The organism is Variovorax sp. LjRoot290, from assembly GCF_964253985.1.
In the GTDB taxonomy this organism is placed as follows: domain Bacteria; phylum Pseudomonadota; class Gammaproteobacteria; order Burkholderiales; family Burkholderiaceae_C; genus Variovorax.
Genome location: NZ_CAXURW020000001.1, coordinates 5,725,371 through 5,749,271 on the forward strand (window position 1 = coordinate 5,725,371; position 23,901 = coordinate 5,749,271).

25 protein-coding genes are annotated in these 23,901 nt (G+C 66.4%); 14 read left to right on the plus strand and 11 right to left on the minus strand.

Annotated elements, in window-relative coordinates; genetic code table 11:
* The first annotated feature begins 9 nt into the window (after nucleotides 1-9).
* The 5 genes from ACSQ9A_RS28270 to ACSQ9A_RS28290 all read left to right on the plus strand — a co-directional run bounded on the left by ACSQ9A_RS28270 (nucleotide 10) and on the right by ACSQ9A_RS28290 (nucleotide 4,192).
* Entirely contained in the window at nucleotides 10-909 is a 900-nt protein-coding gene (locus ACSQ9A_RS28270; protein WP_436306138.1) for a DUF899 family protein, read from the plus strand.
* On the plus strand, nucleotides 827-1,960 hold the full coding sequence (locus ACSQ9A_RS28275; RefSeq protein ID WP_436306139.1) for a tyrosine-type recombinase/integrase: 1,134 nt from the start codon (nucleotides 827-829) through the stop codon (nucleotides 1,958-1,960). Before ACSQ9A_RS28270 ends, ACSQ9A_RS28275 begins: the two co-directional genes overlap by 83 nt.
* Nucleotides 1,957-2,913, plus strand: coding sequence for a tyrosine-type recombinase/integrase (locus ACSQ9A_RS28280; RefSeq protein WP_436306140.1), 957 nt, complete (start codon nucleotides 1,957-1,959; stop codon nucleotides 2,911-2,913). The genes ACSQ9A_RS28275 and ACSQ9A_RS28280 overlap by 4 nt, the downstream gene beginning before the upstream one ends.
* Nucleotides 2,906-3,910: a tyrosine-type recombinase/integrase gene (locus ACSQ9A_RS28285; RefSeq protein ID WP_436306141.1), complete on the plus strand. Its 1,005-nt coding sequence runs from the start codon at nucleotides 2,906-2,908 to the stop codon at nucleotides 3,908-3,910. The genes ACSQ9A_RS28280 and ACSQ9A_RS28285 overlap by 8 nt, the downstream gene beginning before the upstream one ends.
* A 153-nt stretch (nucleotides 3,911-4,063) precedes the next feature.
* Nucleotides 4,064-4,192, plus strand: a complete 129-nt coding sequence (locus ACSQ9A_RS28290) for a hypothetical protein (RefSeq protein ID WP_436306142.1) — start codon at nucleotides 4,064-4,066, stop codon at nucleotides 4,190-4,192.
* A 16-nt stretch (nucleotides 4,193-4,208) separates the two neighbouring features.
* Here the strand turns inward: ACSQ9A_RS28290 and ACSQ9A_RS28295 are convergent, their stop codons facing one another.
* Both ACSQ9A_RS28295 and ACSQ9A_RS28300 read right to left on the minus strand, forming a co-directional pair.
* Nucleotides 4,209-7,583: an adenylate/guanylate cyclase domain-containing protein gene (locus ACSQ9A_RS28295; RefSeq protein ID WP_436306143.1), complete on the minus strand. Its 3,375-nt coding sequence runs from the start codon at nucleotides 7,581-7,583 to the stop codon at nucleotides 4,209-4,211.
* 93 nt (nucleotides 7,584-7,676) lie between these two features.
* The gene (locus tag ACSQ9A_RS28300; RefSeq protein ID WP_436306144.1) at nucleotides 7,677-8,579 is read right to left on the minus strand and encodes a LysR family transcriptional regulator; all 903 of its coding nucleotides are present in this window, start codon (nucleotides 8,577-8,579) and stop codon (nucleotides 7,677-7,679) included.
* A 67-nt stretch (nucleotides 8,580-8,646) separates the two neighbouring features.
* On the opposite strand from ACSQ9A_RS28300, the gene ACSQ9A_RS28305 reads away from it, so the two are divergent.
* On the plus strand, nucleotides 8,647-9,423 hold the full coding sequence (locus tag ACSQ9A_RS28305) for an NAD(P)H-dependent oxidoreductase (RefSeq protein ID WP_436306145.1): 777 nt from the start codon (nucleotides 8,647-8,649) through the stop codon (nucleotides 9,421-9,423).
* Here the strand turns inward: ACSQ9A_RS28305 and ACSQ9A_RS28310 are convergent.
* Genes ACSQ9A_RS28310 through ACSQ9A_RS28325 form a run of 4 tightly spaced genes read right to left on the minus strand, consistent with a single transcriptional unit; the run spans nucleotide 9,420 to nucleotide 12,795 of the window.
* Nucleotides 9,420-10,049 carry a hypothetical protein gene (locus ACSQ9A_RS28310; RefSeq protein ID WP_436306146.1) on the minus strand — a complete coding sequence of 210 codons (630 nt, stop codon included), beginning with the start codon at nucleotides 10,047-10,049 and terminating at the stop codon, nucleotides 9,420-9,422. The genes ACSQ9A_RS28305 and ACSQ9A_RS28310 overlap by 4 nt on opposite strands.
* Nucleotides 10,050-10,064: 15 nt before the next feature.
* The gene (locus tag ACSQ9A_RS28315) at nucleotides 10,065-10,835 is read right to left on the minus strand and encodes a DUF899 domain-containing protein (protein ID WP_436306147.1); all 771 of its coding nucleotides are present in this window, start codon (nucleotides 10,833-10,835) and stop codon (nucleotides 10,065-10,067) included.
* A 16-nt stretch (nucleotides 10,836-10,851) separates the two neighbouring features.
* Nucleotides 10,852-11,529, minus strand: a complete 678-nt coding sequence (locus ACSQ9A_RS28320) for a Vgb family protein (RefSeq protein WP_436306148.1) — start codon at nucleotides 11,527-11,529, stop codon at nucleotides 10,852-10,854.
* Between the two features lie 45 nt (nucleotides 11,530-11,574).
* The gene (locus tag ACSQ9A_RS28325) at nucleotides 11,575-12,795 is read right to left on the minus strand and encodes a helix-turn-helix domain-containing protein (protein ID WP_093107221.1); all 1,221 of its coding nucleotides are present in this window, start codon (nucleotides 12,793-12,795) and stop codon (nucleotides 11,575-11,577) included.
* Nucleotides 12,796-12,951: 156 nt separating this feature from the next.
* Here ACSQ9A_RS28325 and ACSQ9A_RS28330 point away from each other — a divergent pair, with 156 nt between their 5' ends.
* The 3 genes from ACSQ9A_RS28330 (at nucleotide 12,952) to ACSQ9A_RS28340 (ending at nucleotide 14,326) form a co-directional block, all read left to right on the plus strand.
* Nucleotides 12,952-13,380, plus strand: coding sequence for a hypothetical protein (locus tag ACSQ9A_RS28330; protein WP_436306149.1), 429 nt, complete (start codon nucleotides 12,952-12,954; stop codon nucleotides 13,378-13,380).
* Between the two features lie 56 nt (nucleotides 13,381-13,436).
* On the plus strand, nucleotides 13,437-13,625 hold the full coding sequence (locus ACSQ9A_RS28335; protein ID WP_436306150.1) for an aminoglycoside phosphotransferase: 189 nt from the start codon (nucleotides 13,437-13,439) through the stop codon (nucleotides 13,623-13,625).
* 116 nt (nucleotides 13,626-13,741) lie between these two features.
* Nucleotides 13,742-14,326: a BPSL1445 family SYLF domain-containing lipoprotein gene (locus ACSQ9A_RS28340; RefSeq protein WP_436306151.1), complete on the plus strand. Its 585-nt coding sequence runs from the start codon at nucleotides 13,742-13,744 to the stop codon at nucleotides 14,324-14,326.
* Here ACSQ9A_RS28340 and ACSQ9A_RS28345 read toward each other — a convergent pair.
* Entirely contained in the window at nucleotides 14,323-14,595 is a 273-nt protein-coding gene (locus ACSQ9A_RS28345; RefSeq protein WP_139191689.1) for a hypothetical protein, read from the minus strand. The genes ACSQ9A_RS28340 and ACSQ9A_RS28345 overlap by 4 nt on opposite strands.
* A gap of 437 nt (nucleotides 14,596-15,032) precedes the next feature.
* On the opposite strand from ACSQ9A_RS28345, the gene ACSQ9A_RS28350 reads away from it, so the two are divergent.
* On the plus strand, nucleotides 15,033-15,431 hold the full coding sequence (locus ACSQ9A_RS28350; RefSeq protein WP_436306152.1) for a hypothetical protein: 399 nt from the start codon (nucleotides 15,033-15,035) through the stop codon (nucleotides 15,429-15,431).
* Nucleotides 15,432-15,455: 24 nt separating this feature from the next.
* Here the strand turns inward: ACSQ9A_RS28350 and ACSQ9A_RS28355 are convergent, their stop codons facing one another.
* On the minus strand, nucleotides 15,456-16,085 hold the full coding sequence (locus ACSQ9A_RS28355) for a TetR/AcrR family transcriptional regulator (protein WP_436306153.1): 630 nt from the start codon (nucleotides 16,083-16,085) through the stop codon (nucleotides 15,456-15,458).
* Nucleotides 16,086-16,172: 87 nt separating this feature from the next.
* On the opposite strand from ACSQ9A_RS28355, the gene ACSQ9A_RS28360 reads away from it, so the two are divergent.
* Nucleotides 16,173-17,384, plus strand: a complete 1,212-nt coding sequence (locus ACSQ9A_RS28360; protein WP_436306154.1) for an MFS transporter — start codon at nucleotides 16,173-16,175, stop codon at nucleotides 17,382-17,384.
* Nucleotides 17,385-17,493: 109 nt separating this feature from the next.
* Nucleotides 17,494-17,721: a hypothetical protein gene (locus tag ACSQ9A_RS28365; RefSeq protein WP_093107207.1), complete on the plus strand. Its 228-nt coding sequence runs from the start codon at nucleotides 17,494-17,496 to the stop codon at nucleotides 17,719-17,721.
* A 10-nt stretch (nucleotides 17,722-17,731) separates the two neighbouring features.
* On the opposite strand, the gene soxR is transcribed toward ACSQ9A_RS28365, so the two are convergent.
* Nucleotides 17,732-18,211, minus strand: a complete 480-nt coding sequence (gene soxR / locus ACSQ9A_RS28370) for a redox-sensitive transcriptional activator SoxR (protein WP_093107205.1) — start codon at nucleotides 18,209-18,211, stop codon at nucleotides 17,732-17,734.
* A gap of 75 nt (nucleotides 18,212-18,286) precedes the next feature.
* On the opposite strand from soxR, the gene ACSQ9A_RS28375 reads away from it, so the two are divergent.
* On the plus strand, nucleotides 18,287-18,727 hold the full coding sequence (locus ACSQ9A_RS28375) for a DUF3037 domain-containing protein (RefSeq protein WP_436306155.1): 441 nt from the start codon (nucleotides 18,287-18,289) through the stop codon (nucleotides 18,725-18,727).
* Nucleotides 18,728-18,831: 104 nt separating this feature from the next.
* Here ACSQ9A_RS28375 and ACSQ9A_RS28380 read toward each other — a convergent pair whose 3' ends face one another.
* Nucleotides 18,832-20,337, minus strand: a complete 1,506-nt coding sequence (locus ACSQ9A_RS28380; RefSeq protein WP_093107201.1) for a tripartite tricarboxylate transporter permease — start codon at nucleotides 20,335-20,337, stop codon at nucleotides 18,832-18,834.
* Nucleotides 20,337-20,759: a tripartite tricarboxylate transporter TctB family protein gene (locus ACSQ9A_RS28385; protein ID WP_436306156.1), complete on the minus strand. Its 423-nt coding sequence runs from the start codon at nucleotides 20,757-20,759 to the stop codon at nucleotides 20,337-20,339. Before ACSQ9A_RS28385 ends, ACSQ9A_RS28380 begins: the two co-directional genes overlap by 1 nt.
* Nucleotides 20,760-20,981: 222 nt before the next feature.
* On the opposite strand from ACSQ9A_RS28385, the gene ACSQ9A_RS28390 reads away from it, so the two are divergent.
* On the plus strand, nucleotides 20,982-23,897 hold the full coding sequence (locus tag ACSQ9A_RS28390) for an ATP-binding protein (protein WP_436306157.1): 2,916 nt from the start codon (nucleotides 20,982-20,984) through the stop codon (nucleotides 23,895-23,897).
* Nucleotides 23,898-23,901 lie beyond the last annotated feature (4 nt).

Consider the following 23,901-nt stretch of genomic DNA (forward strand, 5'->3'; position numbering starts at 1 on the left):
GAGCAAGACATGAAAGATCCGCTCACCCCCGCCGCAGAACTCGCGAAGAAGGCGAAGACGCCGTTCCCGGGCGCGACGGCCGAATACGACGCCGCGCGCCAAGCGCTGCTGGCGGAAGAGATCGAATTTCGTCGCCACATGACCCGATTGGGCGAGCAGCGCCGCGCGCTGCCGCCCGGGCCGGTGATCGAGAAGGACTACCGCTTCAAGGACGAGCAGGCCTTCGAGGTCGGGCTCATCGATCTGTTCGGCGACAAGGACACGCTCGTCACCTACTTCTGGATGTACGGGCCGCAGCGTGAACGGCCGTGTCCGATGTGCACCAACTGGCTGGGCGCGGTGAACGGCAATGCCGCCGACATCAAGCAGCGGGTTGCGCTCAAGATCCTGGGGCGCTCGCCCGTGGAGCGGCAATACGCCTTCGCGCAGGAGCGCGGCTGGCGTGACCTGAATTTCGTGCAGACCATCGGCGACGACTACGCCAACGACCTCGGCATCCTGATGCCCGACGGGAGCGAGTACCCGGCGCTGAACGTGTTCAGGCGCGACGGCAGCAATAATGCGAACTGCGGTCTTATGCGAACTCGTCGTCGTTCATCTTGCGCACGACGAGGCGTGGCAAGACTTGCGGCGGTGCGAGCGAGGTCTGGACTTCTCATAAGAGCGGGCGTCTCCTGCTGTGGCAACCCCACTTCAGGAGACCTCCATGTTTGCGTTCGAGTCCATTCATCCGCTGCCGGCCGCTTGGCTTCGCGACAGCGATCTCGCGCCGTTCATATCTGCTTACGTGCGTCGTTTGGTAGACCGCCACTACGCAGTCAACACGGTGCGCCAGTACGTGTATGGCGTAGCGCACTTCGCGCGCTGGACACACCGCTGCCGCGTTGGCGTCCGAGACTTTGCCGATGAGATCGTTCAGCGCTTCATTGAAGAACACCTACCACGCTGCACCTGCCCATCGCCGGTGCAGCGCTGCCGTCATCAGGTTCGAGCCGCCCTTCGCCAGTTGCTGATCATGCTGGACGATGCCGACGCTCTGATCGGCAGTCGCCGCCCCGACGCGGTCGAGGACCAGCTTGAGCGCTTCGACACCCACATGCATCAGGCAAGGGGCCTGGCGGAGACCACGCGAGTTCGACGGCTGAGCGTCGTCCGGTCTCTGCTGCGATTCTGCATAGCCGGTGACGCCGACTCCGACGCGACGACCACACCGAGCGCCGATGAACTGCGTCGATTCATCGCGCGGGAACTCTCACGCGTCAGTCCCGCCAGTGCTGGCTCGCTTGCGGGCGCGCTGCGCGGCTACCTACGCTTCATGGCGCTCAGCGGGGCTCGCGTCGATCATCTGCTGCCCGTCATCGCGCCGCCGGCCCATTGGAGGCTGGCGCCACTGCCGCAGACGCTATCGCTGAGCGAGGTCACGCGACTGCTGGACGCCTTTCCGCCGGATCTGCCGTCGCACTTGCGCGGCTACGCCATGGTGCGCTGCCTAGTCGATCTCGGCCTACGCGAGCGCGAAGTCGTCAGCCTGGAGCTCGACGACATCGACTGGGAAGCCGGCACGCTGCGCATCTGGAAGGGCAAGTCGCGCCGTGTGGACGTGATGCCCCTGCCGCAGACCACGGGGGGTGCCATTGCGGCATACCTGCGTTCGGAGCGACCCACAACCGTCAACCGATGCGTGTTCGTTCGTCACGTGGCGCCGCTAGAGGAGCCGATCCGTCCAGATGTGGTTCGCAACACGGTGCGGCAGGCGTACCTGCGCTGCGGCCTGCCGTACACCCGCGTCCACATCCTGCGCCACACGCTGGCGCGTAGGCTGCTGGAGACCGGCGGCACGCTCAAGGAGGTGGCCGACATGCTGCGCCACCGTGCGCTCGACACGTCGATGATCTACGCCAAGGTCGACGTCGGGCGGCTGGCCGCAGTGGCGATGCCTTGGCCAGGGAGCGCGGCATGAACACCGGGCATACGATGCAGACCGCCGTACAGCGCTACCTCGAAGAACGGCGACGGCTGGGATTCGCGCTGAAGAGCCCGAGCACCGAGCTGATGCGATTCGCTCGCTTCGCAGACGCGAGGGGGCATCAAGGGCCTCTGACGCTTGAGCTGCAATTGGACTGGGCTCGCGAACACGTTGCACGAACCAGCCCCGTCACGGCTGCGCGCCGGCTCGAGATCGTCCGACCCTTTGCAGCCCACCACCGCCAGTTCGAGCCCGCCACCGAGGTGCCACCGCCGTTCATTCTCGGCCGCGGACATCGACGGCTGGCTCCTCACATCTATACCGAACAGGAGATCGTCGATCTGCTGGAAGTGGCCGGCCGCATGACGCCGCAGAACGGCTTGCGCCCCTTGACATACAAGACGCTATTCGGGCTCATCGCCGCGACCGGGCTCAGAATCTCCGAGGCCTTGAAGTTGCAAGTCGCGGACATTGATCTGTCGGGCGCCACGGTCACGGTGCGCCAGACGAAGTTCCACAAGTCGCGCTGCTTGCCCCTGCATCCCAGTGCCGTGCAGGCCTTGTCCGAATACCTTCGTGCGCGTCAGCGATTCGTCGGCCGCGCGAGCGACTCGCCGGTCTTCGCCGGCCCGTCGGGCCGCGCGCTGTCGTCGAGCGGAGTCCACAAGGTGTTCGCCCGGCTTCGCGATCAACTCGGATGGCGCGCCCGCGGCGACCATGCCCGGCCGCGCATTCATGACATACGCCACTCCATGGTGGTCCGGCGCGTTCAACGGTGGCATGAGGATGGTGTGTCGATCGACCACGCGATGTTCTGGCTATGCACCTACATGGGCCACGCCAGGATCTCCGACACGTATTGGTACCTCACCGGCACGCCTGAGTTGATGCAGTTGGTGGGGGCGCGGTTTGAGCGCTTTGTGCTGCAGGGGGCTGGCCGTGGGTAAGCTGATCTCGCCCTCTTTCGCGTCGCTAGTGCAGGAATTCTTCACCGATTACATGACGCGGCAGCGGTCGCTCAGCCCGCAAACAGTCGCCTCCTACCGAGACAGCTTCGTGCTGTTACTGCGCTTTGCGGAACAGACTCTGGGCAAGCCGGCCGCTGCCGTTGAGCTGTCGGACCTCCAACCGAAGTTCATCGCGAGCTTCCTCGACCACCTGGAGCGTGACCGGGGCAACTCGCCGCGCAGCCGCAACATCCGCTTGGCAGCGCTGCGTTCGTTCTTGAAGTTCGCCGCCCGGCGTGACATCGCCAACCTGAGCGTCATCGAACAGGCGCTGGCGGTGCCGATGAAGCGCTTCGATCGCAAGATGGTGGGATTCCTGACGCGCGAGCAGATGCTGGCGGTGATCGACGTTCCAACCGCGACCTGGCTGGGTCAACGCGATCACCTGCTGCTCACGCTGATGTTCAACACCGGCGCCAGGGTGTCGGAGATGATTGGCATAAGGGTCGCAGACGTGACCCTCGGCTCGACCTCATGCGTCCGTCTGCAGGGCAAGGGGCGCAAGCAGCGCTCGCTGCCGTTGTGGAAGACAACCTCCCGTGAGGTGCGTGATTGGCTGCGTCTGAACCCGCAACTCGAGGCACGCTCCGCGCTGCTGCCGCGGCGTGACGGCGAACCGATGACGCGGGCCAACGTCGCGCAGCGGCTCAAGCGCGCCGTCGTCGCGGCCTCCGCCGCGCACCCGGAACTTGGCAAGCTGGCGGTATCGCCTCACCTGGTTCGACATTCGACCGCAATGGGTTTGCTGCAGGCGGGAACCAATGCCACCGACATCGCTCTGTGGCTCGGGCACGAGAGCCCGTCAACGACCCACATGTACGTCGAGGCCGACCTCGCAATGAAGGAGCGAACTCTTGCTCGGCTGAAGCCGCCAGAGGCCAAGCTGGCTCGATACCGGCCGCCGAAGGGATTGATGCAGTTCCTGCAGTCGCTGTGATCATGCGAAGCGGTGGCAGCGTCGCCGCAACCGCTCGCCGAGAGAAGACTCATCCCACTCCGGCGTCGAGTTCGCATAACACCGCAGTTCGCATTATTGCGGTCATGCATAAATGATCATGACAGCAAGGTCCGGCTGTTCTGGGCGAGCGAGATGACCGGCGAGATGGCCGACCCCGGCCAGGACCCGCGCGACGCGCCCGACATCGCCTCGCTCTGGTCCATGCTGGACTTGACTCCGGACGGACGCGGGACCGACTGGTATCCGAAGCTCAAGTACTGAGGGGCGAACCACTGCCTCAACGGTCGAGCTTCGTCTGCCCTTTCTGCAGCGAGTCGAGCAACGCCTTCGTTTCGCGAAGATCGCTGAACCCGAACCCTTCGATGAACCAGCCGTAGAGCGGCTGCAGCATCTGCCGCGCCTCGGTGCTTTTCCCCTGACGCTGCCAGAACCCCGCCAGGTCGCGGGCCGCGCGCAATGAAAAGAGCTTGGCGCCGCGCTCCTCGGCGATGGCGATGGCGTTCTGGTAGTGCGCTTCGGCGCCGGTGTCGTCGCCGTCGATCTCCAGAAACCGGCCGCAAAGCCGCAGCAGTTCGGTCTCGTAGAAGCGCTCGTCGGTCTCGCCCTGGGCAGCCTGCGCCTGGGCGATGAATCGCCGTGCTTCGTCGCTTCGCCCGGCCCGCAACAGCACGTCTGCCGCCTGCGCCCCGTACTGCGAGCCTTGTTGCTTTCCGCCGGCGGACCTCCAGAGGTCATAGCCCTTCCTGAGGAGAAGGATCCCGGCCTCGACATCGCCCAGCGCAACGCTGGTCCGTCCGAGGAAAATCAAGGCGTTGGCAACCCGCGTCTGGATGCCGAAACGTTCGGACAGCTCCAGCATCTGCTTTGCTTCCGAAGCTGCCTGCGCCGGCTCGCCTTTAGCCAGCAGGACCCTGATCCAGGTTTGCCTGGCCATTGCGATCGTTGGGGGATGACCTCTGGCTTCGGCGATCTGCAACGCTTGCGCCGCGAGCGCTTCGGCCTGCTCCAGATAGCCCTGCATCCCGCGCACTCTCATGCTGATGGCGCGAATCATGACCGCCGGATCCGCCCCCGCGATGGGGTGTTCATGCGTGAGCTGCACGCTGTCGTCGAGCGCCTTGGCCTCTTCCAGGTGCGCCCACGCCTCGCCGATCTCGCCGCGCAGATAGCGGGCGCTACCGAGGACGATCGATACGCTGACGCGCAACCGCGCTTGCAGCGACGCCAGCTGCGCCGGTTCGATCTCGCGGATGCTTTCGATGATCTCGCTGTTGCTGACCGAGTTCATCGTCGGCGCCGAGCCGACCCACGCGCTCACGTAGTCCTCGACCCGTCCGAGTTCTCGCGCCAGTTCGCGCGCCCTCGCGTAGCTCTGGTACGTCGCGCTGGAGGCGTAGCCCTCCGAGACCGTCAGCGCATTGCCGAGTTTCAGCTGGAGAGCCAGCTCGAGCTCGCTGCGCGCCGGCCCGGCAGGCAAGCGGGACACGAGTGCGATGGCGGCGTTGTAGTGGCTCGCTGCTTCGCGGCTGGCGTATCGGCGCTGCGCCAGGTCGCCGGCCGCCGTCCAGTACCGGAGGGCTTCGCTGCCGTGGCCGGCTTCCTGATGATGCTGAGCCAGCAGTTCGGGATGCGCAGCGACGGTCTGCGGCTCGCTGCGCTCCAGTGCGTCCGCGATCTGCGCATGCCGCAGCGCGCGCTGGCTCCTGACCATGCTGTTGTAGGCCGTGTCCCGGATCAGCGCATGCTTGAACGCATAGCCCGCGTCCGCAGGCGTGCCGCGGCGAAACACCAGCTCGGCACGAAGCAGCTCATCCAGCGCCTGGTCGAGCTGCGCGGGCGGCATCTGCAGCACCTGTGCGAGCAGCGCATGGCTGAAATCGCGTCCGATGGCTGCTGCGACCTGTGCGATCTCCTTGGCAGGAGCCAGCCGGTCAAGCCGCGCCATCAATGAATCCTGCAGCGTCGACGGAATCGCCAGCGTCTGCAGAGGACCGTGCAGCCGGTAGCCTGCCGGTGTGTCCTCGACGAGCGCGGAGGCCAGCACGGTCTTGGTCAGCTCCTCGACGAACAGCGGTACGCCGTCGGTCTTGCGGATGATCTCGTCGATCAACTCCACAGGCAGCGACTTGCCGGCGGTGACGGTTTCGATCAGCGCCGCCGACTGCCGGTGACTCAGCCGGTTCATCGTCAACCGGGTCGAAGGGTTGCCCCAGGACGGCACGTATTGCGGACGGCAGGTCAAGAGCATCAGGACGCGCGCGTCGCGCAGGCCGTCGACGGCCAGGCCGATCCATTCCTCGGTCGTGGGATCGATCCAGTGCGCGTCCTCGACCAGCACGAGCAGCGGCGCCCGACGGGAAACACCGTCGATGACGTCGATCGCCGCCTGCAAGGTCGCGCTTTTCTGTTGCTGCGGCGTCTGGCCGGCCGGGGCCGGCCGGCCTCCATCCGGCAGCATCATCAGCCTGAGCAGGCAACCCAGCGCATCGGGCACGAGCGATACCCCATGGTCGCTCAGATACCGTTCGAAGCTCGCGGCGCGTTGGGCCGGTGGATCGGCCGGTGTCAGGTTCGCCGCGTTTTCCAGACCGCGCACCAGCGGATAGAGGGCGCTGTTGCTGTGAGAGGGCGAGCATTGCAGCACCATCGTCTCGCGGGCTCCGGTGGCTGTGCGTTCCCGCAGGGCCTGGGTGATCCGCGACTTGCCGATCCCCGGTTCGCCGGAGAGCAGCACGATCTGGCCCTCGCCCTCGCACGCGGTGTTCCACCGCTCGAGCAGCAGCGCCAGTTCGCTGTCGCGTCCGATCAACTGGGACAGTTGTTGTGTGTGAATGGCTTCGAAACGGCTTGCGGTCCGGCGCTCGCGCAGCACTTGCCACGCATGCACCGGCGCTTCGAAGCCTTTGAGCTCCAACAGACCCAGCGAGTCGAGTTCGAACTCTTCACCGATGAGCCGCCGGGTCCGATCTGCGATGACGATGCAGTCAGGCGCTGCCTGGCTCTGCAGCCTGGCCGCCAGGCTCGGCGTTTCGCCGCTGGCGCTCAACTCGGCCGCCGGCGTGCCGGATCCGATCTGGCCGACGACGACGAGGCCCGTCGCGATGCCGATGCGGGTGTGCAAGGCGTGCTGGCCACCCGCTGCGAGTCGGCCGACTGCAGCGATCGCGTCCAGTGCTGCATGGATCGCCCGCGCTGCATCGTCCTCGTTGGCGTGCGGGTAGCCGAAATACACGAGCACCCCGTCGCCGAGCAACTGTGCGACGTAGCCTTGGTGTGCAGCCACCGCCGCCGTCACCGCGGCATGGTAGTCGCCGATGACGGCCCGCAGATCCTCGGGATCGAGCAGGCCGGCCAATTGGGTCGAACCGACCAGGTCGCAGAACATCACCGTCAGTTGCCGCCGCTCGGCGACTTGCGCTGACGCAGGCAGGCTAGCCGCAGCCTGCGTGATGTGGCTCGTGGGGACCTCTTGGATACCCTGCGCGATCACCGACAGGATCCGCTTGCGATCGCCCAGCGCCGCGATGCCGATTTCCTTGAGGTCTGCGTCGGTGAGGCCGGCGACGACGTCCAGTTCAATGCGCTGCGCCTCGAACATCGGCGCATAGCGCTCCATGCCGATCTCAGCAAGCCACTGGACAATTGTTTGCATTGTTCGCCACCCTCTGGAGCGAACTTGCGAGGATACGCCTTTGGTTTCTGTTTATGCGAGATTCCAGCGCTCGCCAGAAGGCGGGATGCACGCTCAGGATTGACCGATCAGAGAGGCGACGGTCTCCCGGATCCAGCGTTGGCCGCTGTGCCCGTGGCTGCGCTCGTGCCACACCATCCCCACCGCGAAGCCTTCCACCGGGAACGGACAGTCGATCAACTTCAGCTGGTCGGCACGGTCGCGTACCAGCCGTTCCGGGACCAGGGCCACGAAGTCCGACTGGGACACGATATCTGGGACGACCAGGAACGAAGCCGCCGACAGCACCACGTTGCGCTTGAGTCCGAAGGCAGCCAGGGCGTCGTCCACCGGCGTAACGAAGCCGCCTCCGTGAAGGGACACGACGACATGCTCCAGCCGGGCAAATTCCTCGACAGTGATCCCGGCCCGCAGCCGCGGGTGCTTTCGCCGGCCGATGAGCACATAGCGCTCGTCGAACAGATGCCGGGTGCGAAGACTGGGCGGCGCGCCTTGCGGCGTCATGAGCGCCAGGTCGACATCGCCGCGCGCCATCTGTGCTTCCAACTCGGGGATGTCCAGATTGCGCTGCGCCACACGCACCCCGGGCGCCTTCGTCCTGAGTTGCACGACGAGCGGCTTGACCACCGCGGCGTGCAGGTAGTCCGTGCAGGCGATGGCGACGGTCAGCCTGGCCTTGGCAGGGTTGAAGTTGCTATGGGCGGCGACCGTGGCACGAAGCTGATCGAGGGCCTGGCGCAGCGGGTCGAGCAGGTCGACCGCCTTGGCAGTCGGTGTCATCCCTCGCTGTGCGGGAATGAGCAGCGGGTCATCGAAGACATCCCGCAGACGGCTCAACTGGGCACTGACCGCTGGTTGGCTCAGGTGCAGGCGGGCGGCCGCCTTCGTCACGTTCTGCTCCACCAGCAAGGCCTCCAGCGTGACCAGCAGATTGAGGTCGAGGCGTTTGCTATCCATTGGATGGATGGTAGCCAAACAATCTTGCGATTTCACGGATGGCTGCGAGCGAGCGAGACTTGCGTGCATGAAGAAAGTCTTGATCGTCCATGCCCACCCCGAGCCCACATCGCTGACCCGGCAGCTGGTCGAGGTCTCCCGGCAGACGCTTCGGCAGCAAGGGCATGAAGTGCTGCAGTCGGACCTGTACGGCATGCGCTGGAAAGCCGTGTTCGACGAACACGACTTCCCCGCCCGTGCCGATTCGGAGCGGCTGTCCTTCGTGGACGAGTCCGGGCATTCCTATGCCAGCGGACGCCAGGCCGCCGACATCGCCGCGGAGCAGCAGAAGGTGCTTGCCGCGGACGCAGTCATCTTTCAGTTTCCGCTCTGGTGGTACGGCATGCCGGCCATCATGAAGGGCTGGCTGGACCGGGTGTGGGCCTACGGCCTCGCGTATGGCTACAAGAACGCCGGCAACACATATCGCTACGGCGATGGCGCCTTCAAGGGCAAGCGGGCCATGCTGTGCGTCGCGGCCGGCGGGCCGGCGAAGGACTATTCGCCGCGAGGCATCAACGGGCCGCTCGAGCAGCTGCTCTTCCCCATCACGCACGGCTCGCTCTACTTCCCTGGCTTCGACGTGCTGCCGACCTTTGCGGCCTATGGCGCCGGGCGCATGAGCGGGGAAGCGCTGAGCGCGACGAAGGAAGCCTGGCGTTCGCGTCTAGCGGGCCTCTTCGAGGACGCACCCATTCCCTTCCGGCGGCAGAACGGCGGGGACTATCCGGACGGCCATGTGCTGGCAAGCCATGTCGCCGTCGGCCAGAGCGGATTGCCGGCGCATGTCGAATCTGCTTGCTAGCGAAGCGCCATCAACAGCACACCGGTGAGGGCCAGGGCCGCGGTCCAGGCCTGGCGCGGCGCCGTGCCGCTCAGCAGGCGAGGGTGCATGGCGACGCCGCGGCATACGCCGGTGGCGATGACGCCGGTCGTGACCAGCATCGCAGCCGTGTGCACGCCGACGGCCGCCAGTGCCAGGACCAGCGAGCCCGACGCGGTGATCTCGCGCGCCGGATTGTCGCTAAGGCACAGCGGCACGAGCGCCGGCACCAGCATCAGCCCGGCCCCGTGCGCGGTGGTCATCAGGAAGGACCAGAGCGCGATGCCGGCGTGGCCGGCCTGCTTGCTGATGGGCGTGCGCTGCCCGGCGCCGCGCAGCCAACGGTAGGCCGCCGCGCCGACGAGCAGTGCGCCGGCCAGGCCCTGGACCAGCGTGCGGTCCATCGACATGCCCTGTGCAAAAGCGCAGGCCACGATCGCAACCGACACGGCATGCCCAACGGCGATGGGCATCAAGGCCCGCAGCGCCTGCGCCCGATCGCGCGAACGCAGGCCCCAGGCGGCGGCCCACATCCAGCCGGTGGCAGGGTTCAGCCCGTGAAGGGCGCCGACCCCTGCGACCGCCAGCCATGGCCAAAGGCTTGCCATGACGCATGCTCGATGTCAGTGGCAGGACAATCCGGCCGCAGCGGCCGGCTTCGCGGCCGGTGCCGGCTCGTAGCGGTCGTGGTGGCGCACCCATGCCATGCCCTGGCCCGCGTTTTCGTCGCGGCCCTTGGGCGTGAGGTCCAGCAGGTTGTAGGTGCCCATCATCACTTCCACGCCGCGCCCGTAGGTCGAGTAGGTGTGGAAGACATCGCCCGCGTCGTCCTTGTAGAACACGCTGATGCCGGGCCACTCCTCCCCAGCGAGGGGCCACTCGCCGTAGTTGTAGTGGAGCTTGCCCTTGGCCACTTCCTCCGGCGTGAAGCTGACGCCGAAGTCGTAGTTGAAGTCGCTGCCGTTAGAGGACACCCACTTGAACTGCCAGCGCATGCGCCGGCGAAAGCGCTCGATCTCGGCCAGCGGCGCGCGCGAGATGGCCACGAACGTGACGTCGCGATGCGCCAGGTGCACGTTCATGCCGTCGGTGTGGTCGGCCATGTAGGAGCAGCTCGGGCACCCTTGCTCCCATCCCGGGCCGAGCATGAAGTGCTGCACCAGCAGCTGGCGGCGGCCCTCGAAGAGGTCGGCGAGCGCGCGGCGGCCTTCGGGCGCGTCGAAGACGTAGTCCTTCTCGATGCGCTCCCACGGCAGCGCGCGGCGCTCGCGGGCGATCTGGTCGCGCAGGTGCGTCAGCTCCTTTTCGCGGGCCAGCAGCGTCTTGCGCTCGGCAACCCATCGCTCCTTCGACACGACGGGATGGTTCACTGTGCTTGTTTCGGTGGTGTTCATGGTGTGCCCCTTTGCCTTATGACCTGAGGCCTTTCGGACGCCGCACGGCGCGGACCTTTCCGCTCGCGCCGCCGCCGCAATAGAAGAGATCGGCCCCGTCGGACTCGAGCCCGCTGACGCCGATGCCGTGCGGCATCTCCAGCCGCTCGAGCACGGTGCCACTCTTCGGGTCGATGCGGCGGAGTTCGCTCTCGTCGCCTTCCCACGTCCCGTGCCACAGCTCGCCGTCGACCCAGGTCACGCCGGTGACGAAGCGGTTGGACTCGATGGTGCGAATGACTGCGCCGGTCGCTGGATCGATCTGGTGGATCTTGCGATCGCGGTACTGGCCCACCCACAGGCTGCCCTCGGCCCAGGTGAGCCCCGAGTCGCTCCCCTTGCCGGGCGCCGGGATGGAGGCCACCACGTCGCCGGTGGCCGGATCGATCTTGTCGATGCGTGCCTCGGCGATCTGATAGAGGTGCGTGCCGTCGAAGGCAGTGCCGGCGTCGCAGGCGTGGGCCAGCGTGCGCGTGGGCGCGCCGCTCTCGGGATCGAAGGCGATCAGGCTGGCCCCGGTGGCGGCCCAGACGCGCTGGCCATCGTGGGTCACGCCGTGCACGCTGTCGGCCCCAGGGAAGGGACCGTACTCGCGCACGATCTCGGCCGCACGCGCCGTTGCCTGAGGTCTGTCCTTGCTGGTCTTGCTGCTCATCGTTGCTCCTTGTGGTGCGCCTCGGATCGGCGCCTGGAGACAACTCTAATCAAGCGCGAGCGCAGCGGGGAGTAACAAGATCGTCGTGAATCCGGCCAGCGGCGGCGCGAGCCAGCGCTGCGCCCGCGCCCGCCCGATAGCGCGCACCCTCCCCTCTGCCTCGAGCTCGACGAGCGCGCGCTGGACGGTGCGCTGACTGGCGCCCAGGGCCAGCGCCAGGGCCGAGGTCGACCAGGCCGCGCCGTCGGAGAGCAGCGCCACCAGCGATGCCTGCTCGCCGTCGATGGGCGGCGCCAGGACGACGACATCGCGCGCGTCGCGCGGCCTGAGGACGAAGCCGCGCGCGGTGGCCTCGACTTGCGCCAGCGCTGCGACGAGCGCGCGCAGGCGGCCGATCTCGACTCGCAGGCGCGCTCGATGCGTCTCGTCGGGGTGGCGGGTGCGGAACGCGCACGCGATCAAGGCTTCGCGATCGATATCGCCGGGCCACGCCTCGGCGAGCGCACGCGCCAACGCGAACAGCACCGGCCGGCGCGCCAGCGGCCGCCACGCGTCGCCGGCACCCACCCCGCGACGGCAGGCGTCGACCACCAGCGCGTCCGAGGCCAGGAGCGCTGCGACCTCGTCGAGGCGCAGCGCCTGCTCGCCGCCGTTGGAGAGGCGCCGGGCGGCGGGACGATCGAGCGCAGCCCGCGCCTCCGCCACCTCGGCCAGGAGCGCCGGCACGCGTGCACGATCGGCCGCCTCGTGCGCGCGGGCGAGCGCCGCCTGCGCCGGGCCGGGGCGCAGCGAGCGCAGCGCGAGCTCGGCCGCGGCAAGCTCGGCCACCGCCGCCAGCGACGGCGGCAGGCCGCGCGCATCGAGCGGCGCCAGCGTGGCCGCGGCCTCGTCGAGGCGGCCGAGCAGCAGGAGCCGGCGCGCCGCGATCAGCCGCGCCTGCAGCGCGTTGGCATGGTCGGCGTGCGCCTCGAGCGTGGCCGAGGCTGCCGCCAGCGAGCGCGGCGAGCCGCCGAGGTCGCGCATGGCCAGCGCCACCTCGGCCTCCGCAACGACGCAGCGAGCGCGCGCCAGCGCCTCGTGGGCGCCGAAGCCGCGGGCGGCGAGCCGCAGGAGCTCGCGGGCGCGCGGGTGCTCGCCGAGCTGGGCCATGGCGATGCCGCGCAGGGCCAGCGCCGGCGGGTCGTCGCGCAGGGCGACCCGCTTGAGGGCGCCGAGCGCGTCGCCGGCGGCGAGGGCACGCGCGGAGGCGGCGATCAGGGAGTCCATGACGACAGGCTACCCCACCTCTGATCCCGCGCCGCGGCCTGTTTGCAGGAACAGGACTTCGAAGCGCAAGCAGCTTTGCCTACCGGTCATCGAGCGCGCGATATGCACCATGGAACGCAGGCAAATGGGAAAGGACCCGCCCGCCATCGCAACGACATGCTGAAGCACGCGCATCCCGACAAGGCAGACATCGCCGCGCAGTTGGTCCGGCGAGCGGACGAGTGGATTCGCCGCGCCGAGCCGAGAGATTTGCTGCGCGTCATGCTGCGCGGTGGCCTGAGCCCGGTGATCGTCGAAGAGGGCGGCCACGTACTCACCGGCATCGATCTGAGCGACGGCCCGGGCATCCTCTCCAAGGTAGGAATGATCTGGGTCGATCTGTCGGCCGCCGAAACCCTCGCGATCTTCGCGCAGGTGTGGGGCGCTTCCGATCCTCCCGCGAGCGTCGATGCGCAGGAAGCCTGGATCGCTGCCGACACGGCGGCCCAGGCCGGAGCGCGACGGTTCCTGCACGACGAAGTCGACGAGAACATCGCGCTGTTCGGGGCTTGCGTGGATGAATGGCTCGTATCCAATCAAGCGTAGAAACCCGCGCCAGGCGAGCGCGCGAAGAAAGTTTGACCACTCCACAGGAGCCCACGATGCCCGAAAACCCCAATATTCCACTTCCACCCGGCTTGGCGTCCCAGCGGGCGGTTTACCAAGCTCTGGCCGAGCGCTTCGGTGTGCTGGCGCCCGGCGAGACGCTGTCGGACGAACTCATGGCCTTCGCCGAAGAGGTCGCGCGCATGGCCCGGGAAGACCGTGACAGCGGTCGAGGCGCGGAATGACGTTGCGCCGTCTCAACGCATGCCCGCGTGGAGGGTCGTCCTACATCGTCATGCGCAACAGGCTTGCACCATCAGGAATCAGGGCTCGCACTTTTGATGCTGGAAAGGAGCGAGCCATGAACGCCATCAATCTCCGAACCTTCTGCACCGCGGCAGCTCTTGCCGCCTGCAGCGTTGCCTTCGTCGGCTGCACCACGACACGTCCCGACGACCGTGCAAGCACCGCTTCTTCGCGGACGTCCATCGACGCGCAGGTCGACGCCTCCCTGTCCAAGCTTTACGACGCCGTACCGGATTCACGCGAGCTGGTGGCCAAGTCCAGGGGCGTGCTGGTGTTCCCGTCGGTGGTTGGCGCGAAGCTGGGGATCGGCGCCGAGTACGGCCGGGGCGCGCTGCGCGTCGGCGGCCGCACCCAGGCCTACTACAGCACGACGGCGGGCTCGATCGGCTTCCAGGCCGGCGCGCAGTCGAAGGCAATGATCTATCTGTTCACCACCCAGGAAGCGCTGGACAAGTTCCGCAACAGCAAGGGCTGGACGGCTGGGGCGGACGCCACGGTAGCCGCCGCGACCATCGGGGCCAACGGCAGAATCGATACCAACACGATCCGCCAACCGGTGGTCGGCTTCGTGTTGACCAATGTGGGCCTGGAGGCCGGCGTTTCGCTCCACGGCGCGAAGATCACCGAGGTTCAGCTCTAGCGATCCAGGTCGTCGCGCAACCAGACGCTCGCCAAGGCGGACAGCGCAGCACCTGCGGCAGCAGCGATCAGCACCGCTCGCACGGGCTGCTCGATCACGAATTCGCGCGTCACGCCCAGCGCTCGATCGACATGGGCCTTGAGTGGCGCTGCGCCCACCGGTATCGGTGTGCAAGGCAGCGTTTTCGATATCACCTGCTCGTCGTCAACAACGGCACTGGCTTCATCCGCGACGGTTGGGGTCGCGTCATCGGGGTTCTTCGGATTCATCAAAGTCCCTTCGCTTGAAACTGCAGAGACAGCGAACAGATCCTCCCGACAGCGCCCCAGCTCGCGTGTCAGCGCCGAGGGATGCGCGACGTAGGAGCAGTGCGGACGAGAGATTGCACTTTCGGCACAACGCTCGGAGGACGATGTTTGCTGCTTACATCCGGAGTACATGCGACGTCGAAGGGGCAGGCAGAGTGATCTCACGCCGTCTCTCGGCCACTCGCAGAGAGGCAACCGGAGCACAGATCGTGTCCTTACGCATTTCTGGCCAGCTGGTATCAGGGAAGCCGCCTGACGTTCACGGGCTCGAAGAGAGCACCGCCGTCGCTGGACAGAGCAGGCTGGATTCGCGTGCATGGCTCGCGCCTGGGACGCAGAGAAGTAGAACTTTTTGGTTACTGCGGTGTAACCCCTATGAATAGGCGCCGAGGGCCGTCATGTTCACCCGTTGCATCGTCCGCATGCTGTTGTGCATCGCCGCCATCGCGGCCATGCCCGCCATCTCCGAAGAGCCGATGCCAGCCCAGGATCGCGTGTTTCTGAGCAAGGACGAGATCGAGAGAACCTTGATCGGCAGGGCCATAGTTTCAAACAATCTTGCGACCGGAATGATCTCGCGCTGGGAATTCCATTCGGACGGCCACGTCGACTTCGTCAATCGAAGCGGCCCCGGCAGCGCGTCGGGCACGTGGATCCTCAACGCCGATGGCTATATGTGCGTCACGATGGTGATGCGAACCGGCTGCCGCTACTGGTTCACGAAAGACGGCGCCATCGCGAACTCAAATACCAAGGGGCCCGATGCCCCGACGGTGGCCGAGATACGGTTTGAATAGCACTGCGAAGAAACTCCGCCGCCGTCAGCACGTCCTACTGACCCGCCGCCGCGACATTTTCGCGCCCTCGACGAGAAGCCCGTTCAGCAACGCCTTGAACGCCTTCACCGCGCGCTTGGACGTGGCGGCCGGATCGTCCGCATTGGCGATCCATTGCGCCGCGTGCAGCGCGGCGCCGCTGAGCAGACGGGCGGCACCCTCCGGATCGACGTCGATGATGTAGCCGTCTATCTTCAGCGCCTTGAGGCTCTCGGTCATCGAGCGGTTGCATTCGCTCTGGCTCGCCCAGGTCGAGGGATCACCGAGCACCGCGGGGCCGTCGCGCATGACGATGCGCCGGATCTCGGGCTCCAGGGCCATCTCGATGTAGGCGATGTTTTCATCGACGAAGCCGCGCCACGGGTCCTTCGCCTTGGCAGCGATGGCGCGCAGACGTTGCGACATCTCCTCGTCGATCTCGGCGATGACCGCCTGAAGCAGCCCCTTCTTGTCACCGAAATGGTGATAGAGGGCGCCACGCGTCAGACCGGCTGCGGCCGTGAAGTCGTCCATCGACGCGGCCGCGTAGCCGACCGAACCGAACGCCTGGCGCGCCGCATCCACGAGCTTTGCCCGTGTCTCGGCAAGCATCTCCTTGCGCGGTCTGTGTGCCATTGCTTTTCCTTTCATATACGCGGCGTATGTTTTTGACATACACTGCGTATGTCATTGTGCCACTGCTCATTTGCGAGGTGTTTCCCGATGCTCAACCTCTACAGCGAGATCTTCAAGCCGCCGGGAGCCAAGGGCTTTGCGGCGGCCGGCTTCATCGCCCGCCTGCCGGTTGCCATGTCCACGATCGGCATCGTCGCCATGCTGTCCCAGACGCACGGCGCGTATGGGCTCGCGGGTGCGGTCGCCGCCACGTTCGCGCTGACCAACGCGCTCGTCGCGCCGCAGATTTCCCGTCTCGTGGACCGGCTCGGCCAACGTCGCATCCTGACGCCGGCGACGACGCTTTCGGTGGCGGGCTTCATCGGTCTGTTGGTCGCGACGCATTTCGGCGGGCCGGCTTGGACGCTGTTCGCATTCGCGCTGCTCGCCGCCGCGATGCCCAGCATGCCGGCCATGGTCCGGGCGCGGTGGACGCAGCTGTACCGCGGCACACCCCAGCTCAACACGGCCTTCGCCTTCGAGTCGGTCGCAGACGAGCTTGTCTATATATCGGGATCGGCCCTGGCCGTCGGTCTCAGCGTCTCCCTGTTCCCGGAGGCCGGCCCGCTCGCCTCGACCCTGTTCCTGGCCGTCGGCTCCGCAGCCTTCGTCCTGCAGAAGGGTACCGAGCCCAAGGTGCAGCCGACGGCCAAGAGCGGCGGCGCGCCGACCATCAAACTGCGCCCGGTCCAGATCCTGACCTTCGCGATGGTGGCCATCGGCGCGATCTTCGGTACGGCGGAGGTGACCGTCATTGCGCTCACGGCCGAATTCGGCAACGCGGCCGCGGCCAGCCTGGTGCTTGGCGGCTATGCCCTCGGCTCCATGTTCGTCGGCCTGGTGTTCGGCGCCTTGAAGCCCAGAATGCCGCTTTCGCGCCAATTCGCCATCGCGATCGCCATCGCGGCGGCGACGACCGTGCCGCTGCTGTTCGTAGGCAACGTTCGAATGCTGGCACTCGCCCTGTTCATCAGCGGCGCAGCGATCTCGCCAACCTTCATCACGGCCTTCGGCCTGGTCGAACGGCTCGTCCCGGCCGCCAAGCTCACCGAAGGCATCACCTGGGTGATGACCGGGATCGGCATCGGCATGGCCATCGGCTCGTTCGCCTCCGGCTGGGTCATCGACGCATTCGGCCCTGGCCAGGGATTCTGGGCTTCAGTCGTAGCCGGTGGCGTCGCATTTCTCACCGCGCTTCTCGGTCAGCGTGGCCTTACGGTTTCGCACTGCATCGGCGACCGGCGCCCGGCAGCCGCCTGAACTCGAAGTGCGGCGGCCAGCCACCACGACGTGGCGGGCTCTGTCTTCTTGCCTTCTGATTAAATTTCCGCTTGACCTCAAGTTAGGTTGAGGGATCACAGTGCGGCGCATGAACTGTGATTCCCAACCCTCAGGCCGCGTCGCGCACGCGCTCGAAATCCATCGCAGCATTGCCGCGTGCAGTGACCATCTCACGCGGAACAACGATGTCCACGCGCTGACCGCGGCGTTGATGTTGCCTTGCTACCAGGCCCAGCTCGGCCGGCTGGCGCGCGCGATGAACTCGGTGGAGAAGAGCGAGCTGATGTCGCTGCTGCTCCCCATCGACGCGGGGTGACAGCAGGCCCTCAGCCCTCCGCGCGCTGGATGACCACCAGGCGGCGTGCGCCGGGTCCTTGCGATGCCAGCTTGTCGCCAGGGTTGCGCAGCCGGCAGCGGTCGATGGACAGGCAGCCGCAGCCGATGCAGTCGTCCAAGGTGTCGCGCAGCTTCTTGAGCTGAGCCATGCGCTCGTCCAGCTCCGCGCGCCAGCCGGCGGAAAGCCGCGCCCAGTCCGCGCGGCTGGGCGCCGCCGAGGTGGGGAGGGTCGCCAGGGCATCGGAGATGTCGGCCAACGCGATGCCCACCCGCTGCGCGACACGGATGAACGCCACACGCCGGAGCACCTCACGCGCATAGCGACGGTGGTTGCTCGGCGCCCGATGGCTCGCGATGAGGCCTTTGGATTCGTAGAAATGAAGGGTGGAGACCGGGACGCCGCTGCGTTGCGCGACCTCGCCGACGGAAAGCGTGGCGGAACGATCTATGGGTTCTGGCTTGGATTTCATCGGGACCTCTCGGCCTCAACTTTAGTTGAGGTTTTGGTCCCGTAGCTTGTCTACGTTATTCGTAGAGCAAACGCATTGGCGCTCGTCCACGATCGAGTGATGGAAGGCCCTTACACCTACAGAGTCCTCCGCTACGTGCACGACGTCGGCACGGCCGAGTTCATCAACGTCGGTGTCGTTGTCGCCTCGTGCGATGCGCCCTGCGTTGCGGCGAAGTTCAACACCGACTACCGCCGCGCCAAGGGTGCCTTTCCGTCTCTGGAAACCGAGATCCTTCTCGCCCGCATGACGCGCCTGCAGGCGTGCTTCGACGCTATCGATGCCGCCCGGTGTTCCGAGGTGCGCGCCCGCGAAGGCATGTCCATCGAGGGATTGATCCGTTGCGTGCTGCCGTTGGAAGACAGCGCACTCCACTGGTCGCCTACTGGCTCATGCATCGGCGGTCCGCTGGCCGCGACGCTGCAGTTGCTCTACGAGCGCTTCGTCACCAGGCATGACTCTCGACGCGGGCGTTGAGTGAAATGCCTCGTCTTGCGCCTCGTTGTTGATGTGGAGGAAGCAGCAGCACGAAGACGACTGAACGCACGACATGCTTACCAGCTTTCTCGATTCAAAGTCCACTACGCAACCGGCTGCTGAAGCACACCCCGCTTGCGCGCATGGAACACAAACGCCACCACCTGCCACGCGACGAACACGCCGATCAACGCAAGCAGGGTGCCGCTGATGGGCCGGGTGAAGAACATGGTGAAACTCCCGCGGCTCAGGAGCAGCGAGCGGCGGAAGTTCTCTTCCAGCATGGGGCCGAGGATGAAGCCGAGCATGAGCGGGGCGGCATCCAGCTCCAGCCGCATGAACATGTAGCCGACGAAGCCGAACGCAGCCGTGATGAAGATGTCTTCCATGCTGTTGTTCACGCTGTAGGTGCCGATGCAGCAGAAGAACAGGATGGACGGGAACAGCACGCTGTACGGGATCTTGAACACCGACAGCCAGTAGCGCACCAGCGGCACGTTCAGCACGAGCAGGAAGACGTTGCCCACCCACATGCTGGCCACCAGGCCCCAGAACAGGTCGGGGTGGCTGGCGATCATGTTCGGCCCGGGCTGGATGCCCTTGATGACGAAGGCGGCCAGCATCAGCGCCATCACCGCGTTCTCGGGGATGCCGATGCTCATCAGCGGGATGAAGCTGGTGCGCGCTGCCGCTTCGTCGGCCGCGGCCTGACCGGCCACGCCCTCGATGCAGCCGGTGCCGATCTCGTGCTTGTACTTGCTGACCTTCTTGTCGATCGCATATGCGGCAAACTGCGCGATGGTGGGGCCGCCGCCGGGCAGGATGCCCAGGAAGGAGCCGATCGCGCCGCCGCGCAAGGCGCTGGGGATGATCCGCTTGAACTCGGCCCACGTCGGGATCAGGTTGATCTTGCCGTTGAAAGGCGAGCGCTCCTCGCGGGCGTCGAGGTTCTTGGTGATCTCGGCGATGCCGAAGCAGCCGAGCGCGATGCTCACAATGCCGACGCCGTCCATCAGGAAGGGCAGGTCCATGGTGAAGCGCGCGGTGCCGCTATTCACGTCGGTGCCGATCTGGCCGAGCAGCACGCCGATCAGGCACATGGCAAGGCCATTGAGCAGGCTGCCCGTGGTGACGAAGCTCACGCACACGAAGCCGACCATCATCATGGCGCAGTAGTCCGCGGGGCCGAAGAGGAAGGCCACTTCGCCGAGCACGGGCGCAAGCCATGCGAGCACCACGATGGCGATCGTGCCGCCGATGAAGCTGGAGACGCCGGCGGTGAACAGGGCCAGGCCGGTCTTGCCCTTGAGCGTCATCGCGTAGCCGTCGATGCAGGCCACGATGCTGCTGGCGTGCGGGATCTTCATCGTGATGGCGCTCACGCTGTCGCCGTATTGCGCGCCGTAGTAGATGCCGGCCAGCATGATGAGCGCGCCACCCGTGGGGATGGAATAGGTCAGCGGCAGCAGCAGGCTGATGGTGGCCAGCGGGCCCAGGCCGGGCAGCAGGCCGACGAGCGTGCCCACGGTGCAGCCGAGGGCGCAGAACATCAGGTTCTGGAGGGTGAGGGCGTGCGAGAAGCCGAACGCCAGGTTGTGCAGGACGTCCATCAGTAGAGCGGCAGGTTCAGGCCGAGCAGTTTCTGGAGGACCAAGGCCATCGTGACCAGGCCGGCGGCGATCTTGACGTTGCGCACCCATGAGTAGGAGGTGCCGGCCAGGGTGGAGCAGAACACCATGAAGACGATGCCCGCGATCATGTTCACGTACATCGAGATCACGGCCAGTCCGCAGAGGCTCGTGAGGATGATGGCAATGTTCTTGAGGTTGAGGTCCAGCTGCACGCGTTCGACAAAACGCGAACGGATCACGGTCGCCAGGCCGACGAGGAACAGCAGGGAGCTGACCAGGGCAGGGAAGAGGCCCGGCCCCGCGCGGCTGAAATCGCCGATCGGGTAGCGCAGGGACTGGAGCCCGAAGGCCAGCGAGATCGCGATGAGGAAGAGCCCTCGGGCGAGGTTTCGATCGATCATGGGATGTTTGTCTCCGGTGTGGCAGTTGCTGACCGGCGCGAATGGTCCTGCCTTGCCACTGATCGGAATCTGACCAGCCCGTGAGGGGAAATACGTAGCGGGCGGACGTTCGATGCGGTGATGCGAGCGTCCGCTTCGCTTCCACGGCAATGTCCGATGGCTGAGGTTTAATTGCGTTTCTGCCCGTATCAACGGCGATGCGGGCGTCGCGGAGAAACCGAGATGAGCAACGTGAGAATGTGGCCCGTCGAATCGGCCGATGCCCTCAGCCCGCTGCAACGGCGTCACGCGCCCGCCGGCACCTCTTCGGAGGATCTGATCCACTTCGGTCCGTTCAGTCTGTCGCCCACCACACACATCCTCCAGGATGCGGGGCGGCCGGTGCGGCTCGGCAGCCGTGCGCTCGAGATCCTGTTGTTGTTGGTAGAGAACGCCGGCAGGTTCGTGAGCAACGCCGAGATTGTTCAAAGAGTCTGGCCGCGAAACGTCGTCGTGGACGGCAATCTCAGAGTTCATATCGCGGGCCTGCGCAAGGCGCTCGGGGATGGCCAGGAAGGCCGTCGGTACATCGTCAACGCACCCAATCGGGGCTACAGCTTCGTCGGCGAGGTCACCACGCGGAGCGTCGAACTCGCCGTCGTGCAAGCGCCTCCCGACCGCGCGCCGCGGCCGGCTGCGGGCGCCTGGATACCCACGCCGCTGATCCGGGTCATCGGGCAGGAGGACGCCATCCACACCCTGGGCCGGCGGATTGCGAGCAGGCGATTGGTGACGCTCGTCGGCGCCGGCGGCATCGGCAAGACGACGGTCGCGCTGGCTGCCGTGGGGGCCGCGACGAACGGCGAGATGCATTCGCGCTGGAGCAGCATTCACTTCGTCGATCTGGCATCGCATACCAACCCGAGCCTGGTCCCCGCGGCCCTGGCCTTGGCCTTGGGCCTCGGGTCCGTGGTGGGCGACGCCTCGGGCAGCCTGATCGCTTTTCTGCACGACAAGAGCGCACTCATCGTCTTAGACAACTGCGAACACCTGGTCGCCCCTCTTGCGGTCCTGATCGAAAGCATTCTTCGGGCAGCACCCGGCGTGCACGTGCTGGCGACGAGCCGCGAGCCGCTGCGCGCGGAGGGCGAATGGATCCAGAGGCTGCAGCCGCTCGCTGTGCCTCCCGCGGGCGCCAGGCTGACCGCGCAGGAGCTGATGCAGTTCTCCGCCGTGGAGCTCTTCGTGGATCGTTGTGCGGCCTTGGTCGACCAGTTCAGCCTGCACGACTCCGATGCGGCAGCGGTCGGCGTCATCTGCCGGCGGCTCGACGGCATGCCGTTGGCCATCGAACTGGCAGCCGCGCGCGTCGGCTCGTTCGGACTCAAGGGGGTGGCGGAGGCCATCGACGACCGCTTTGCCTTGCTCAACAAGGGGCGGCGAACGGCGCTGCCACGGCACCAGACGCTTCGTGCGACGCTCGACTGGAGCTTCGAGCTGCTATCGGAAACCGAGCGGCGGCTGCTGGTGCGGCTGTCCGCGTTCGCAGGCGCATTCACTCTCGATGCCATGACAGCCGTCGCCGTCAGCGACGACCTGCCTTCGGACCAGGCGGTGGATGCGGTCTCGGAGCTGATCTCGAAATCGTTGCTCAACTCCGACCCGAGTGGGGAAGAACTCAGCTTCAGGCTGCTCGACACGACGCGAGCGTATGCGGCGGGGCACCTCGCCGCGCTCGGCGAAGAATCCGTCAGGCTGCACCGTCGCCACGCCAAGTACTTCCTGTCCTTGCTCGAACGCGCGGAGATCGCGTGGCGATCGATGCCAGTACCCGAATTCATCTCCGCTTTCGGCCGCTGCATCGATGACATTCGTGCAGCGTTGGACTGGGCTTTCGGCGCAGAAGGCGACGGTGCGCTCGGCGTGGCGCTGGTTGCCAAGGCGGCGCCGCTGTTCTTCCAGATGTCGTTCACGGACGAGCATCGCCAGTACATCGAGCGGGCGCTGGCATACAGTGCGGCGCCGGACATCGAGATCGACCCGCGGCTGGAATTCGAACTCAGCGCCGTCGCCGGCATCATCATCTTCAATGCGCACGGCCTGCATCCGTCACGCGATCGCGTCTTCGTCAAGGCGGCGGAGCTTGCGGATCGGATTGGCGATGCCCAGCTGATGGCCATGGCAAGCAGCGCGCAATGGATGGGTGCCTACCAGACCTCCAATCCCAAGCTCATGCTGGTGCATGCACAGCAGTACGCTGCACTCACATCGGGCACCGCAGATCTGGCGTGCGCCCTCCATCGGGACCGCATCCTCGCCCCGACATGGCATCTCCTGGGCAGCCAACGCGAAGCGCTCGCCTGCTGCGAGCGCGGCCTTGCTGACCCGGCCGTGATTCGCGTCCCCTTCCTGATGGGCGTCAGGATCGACCGGCGCGTCTCCATGGGTTGCATCCACGCGCGCGTGCTCTGGCTGCTCGGCCTGGCGGAGCAGGCCGAGCGCGCCGTTCTCCGGGCCATCGAGGCGGCGGAGCGGGAGCAGGAGCCTGTGGCGCTTGCGACTGCGCTGGCCTTCAGCGCATGCCCGCTCGCCATCTGGGCAGGGAGGGTTGAACTGGCTCGCGAGCGGGTGGACCGTCTGCTTCGACTGACGGCCGAGCGTGCCCTGACGGTATGGCGGGACTACGGTCTTGCGTTTGAAGCGCACATCAGATGGCACGAGTCCGGTGCGCCTGGACATCCGCCGCCGCTGCCGCCTTCGGTCGCAGTGCTGCCGCAGCTGTCCCAGTTGATGGCCACCTTTCATCCGGACTATGTGACGAATCGCGTGTTTGAAATCGGCGAAGCCGGCATGGCAGGCTGGTGTCGGGCCGAGCTGCTGCGGGTACGTGCAGAGCGAGTGCGCGAATCGGATCCCGAAGGCAGCGAACGACTCCTGACCCGTGCGCTGGAGCTGGCATTGCATGACGAAACCCTGCCTTGGGCCTTGCGAGCGACAACAAGCCTGGCTCGCCTTTGGACCGGGCAGCGCAAGGCGGACGATGCAGTCCGGTTGCTCGAGAAGATTCTGGCCCTGGCGAGTGAGGGCCTTGACTCCAGCGATGTCGTTGCCGCCCGCGCGGCCTTCCTCGAAGCGATGGCTCTGCGTGGCGGAGGCTGACCCC

Coding starts and splice junctions, on each gene's coding strand:
- soxR (WP_093107205.1), bottom strand. CDS start 18,211: ATGAAATCCAAGCCAGAACCCATAGATCGTTCCGCCACGCTTTCCGTC.
- ACSQ9A_RS28295 (WP_436306143.1), bottom strand. CDS start 7,583: ATGCAAACAATTGTCCAGTGGCTTGCTGAGATCGGCATGGAGCGCTAT.
- ACSQ9A_RS28350 (WP_436306152.1), top strand. CDS start 15,033: ATGTTCACCCGTTGCATCGTCCGCATGCTGTTGTGCATCGCCGCCATC.
- ACSQ9A_RS28320 (WP_436306148.1), bottom strand. CDS start 11,529: ATGAGCAGCAAGACCAGCAAGGACAGACCTCAGGCAACGGCGCGTGCG.
- ACSQ9A_RS28280 (WP_436306140.1), top strand. CDS start 1,957: ATGAACACCGGGCATACGATGCAGACCGCCGTACAGCGCTACCTCGAA.
- ACSQ9A_RS28310 (WP_436306146.1), bottom strand. CDS start 10,049: ATGGCAAGCCTTTGGCCATGGCTGGCGGTCGCAGGGGTCGGCGCCCTT.
- ACSQ9A_RS28380 (WP_093107201.1), bottom strand. CDS start 20,337: ATGGACGTCCTGCACAACCTGGCGTTCGGCTTCTCGCACGCCCTCACC.
- ACSQ9A_RS28385 (WP_436306156.1), bottom strand. CDS start 20,759: ATGATCGATCGAAACCTCGCCCGAGGGCTCTTCCTCATCGCGATCTCG.
- ACSQ9A_RS28330 (WP_436306149.1), top strand. CDS start 12,952: ATGCTGAAGCACGCGCATCCCGACAAGGCAGACATCGCCGCGCAGTTG.
- ACSQ9A_RS28315 (WP_436306147.1), bottom strand. CDS start 10,835: ATGAACACCACCGAAACAAGCACAGTGAACCATCCCGTCGTGTCGAAG.
- ACSQ9A_RS28300 (WP_436306144.1), bottom strand. CDS start 8,579: ATGGATAGCAAACGCCTCGACCTCAATCTGCTGGTCACGCTGGAGGCC.
- ACSQ9A_RS28390 (WP_436306157.1), top strand. CDS start 20,982: ATGAGCAACGTGAGAATGTGGCCCGTCGAATCGGCCGATGCCCTCAGC.
- ACSQ9A_RS28325 (WP_093107221.1), bottom strand. CDS start 12,795: ATGGACTCCCTGATCGCCGCCTCCGCGCGTGCCCTCGCCGCCGGCGAC.
- ACSQ9A_RS28360 (WP_436306154.1), top strand. CDS start 16,173: ATGCTCAACCTCTACAGCGAGATCTTCAAGCCGCCGGGAGCCAAGGGC.
- ACSQ9A_RS28270 (WP_436306138.1), top strand. CDS start 10: ATGAAAGATCCGCTCACCCCCGCCGCAGAACTCGCGAAGAAGGCGAAG.
- ACSQ9A_RS28355 (WP_436306153.1), bottom strand. CDS start 16,085: ATGGCACACAGACCGCGCAAGGAGATGCTTGCCGAGACACGGGCAAAG.
- ACSQ9A_RS28340 (WP_436306151.1), top strand. CDS start 13,742: ATGAACGCCATCAATCTCCGAACCTTCTGCACCGCGGCAGCTCTTGCC.
- ACSQ9A_RS28365 (WP_093107207.1), top strand. CDS start 17,494: ATGAACTGTGATTCCCAACCCTCAGGCCGCGTCGCGCACGCGCTCGAA.
- ACSQ9A_RS28290 (WP_436306142.1), top strand. CDS start 4,064: ATGACCGGCGAGATGGCCGACCCCGGCCAGGACCCGCGCGACGCGCCC.
- ACSQ9A_RS28335 (WP_436306150.1), top strand. CDS start 13,437: ATGCCCGAAAACCCCAATATTCCACTTCCACCCGGCTTGGCGTCCCAG.
- ACSQ9A_RS28305 (WP_436306145.1), top strand. CDS start 8,647: ATGAAGAAAGTCTTGATCGTCCATGCCCACCCCGAGCCCACATCGCTG.
- ACSQ9A_RS28345 (WP_139191689.1), bottom strand. CDS start 14,595: ATGAATCCGAAGAACCCCGATGACGCGACCCCAACCGTCGCGGATGAA.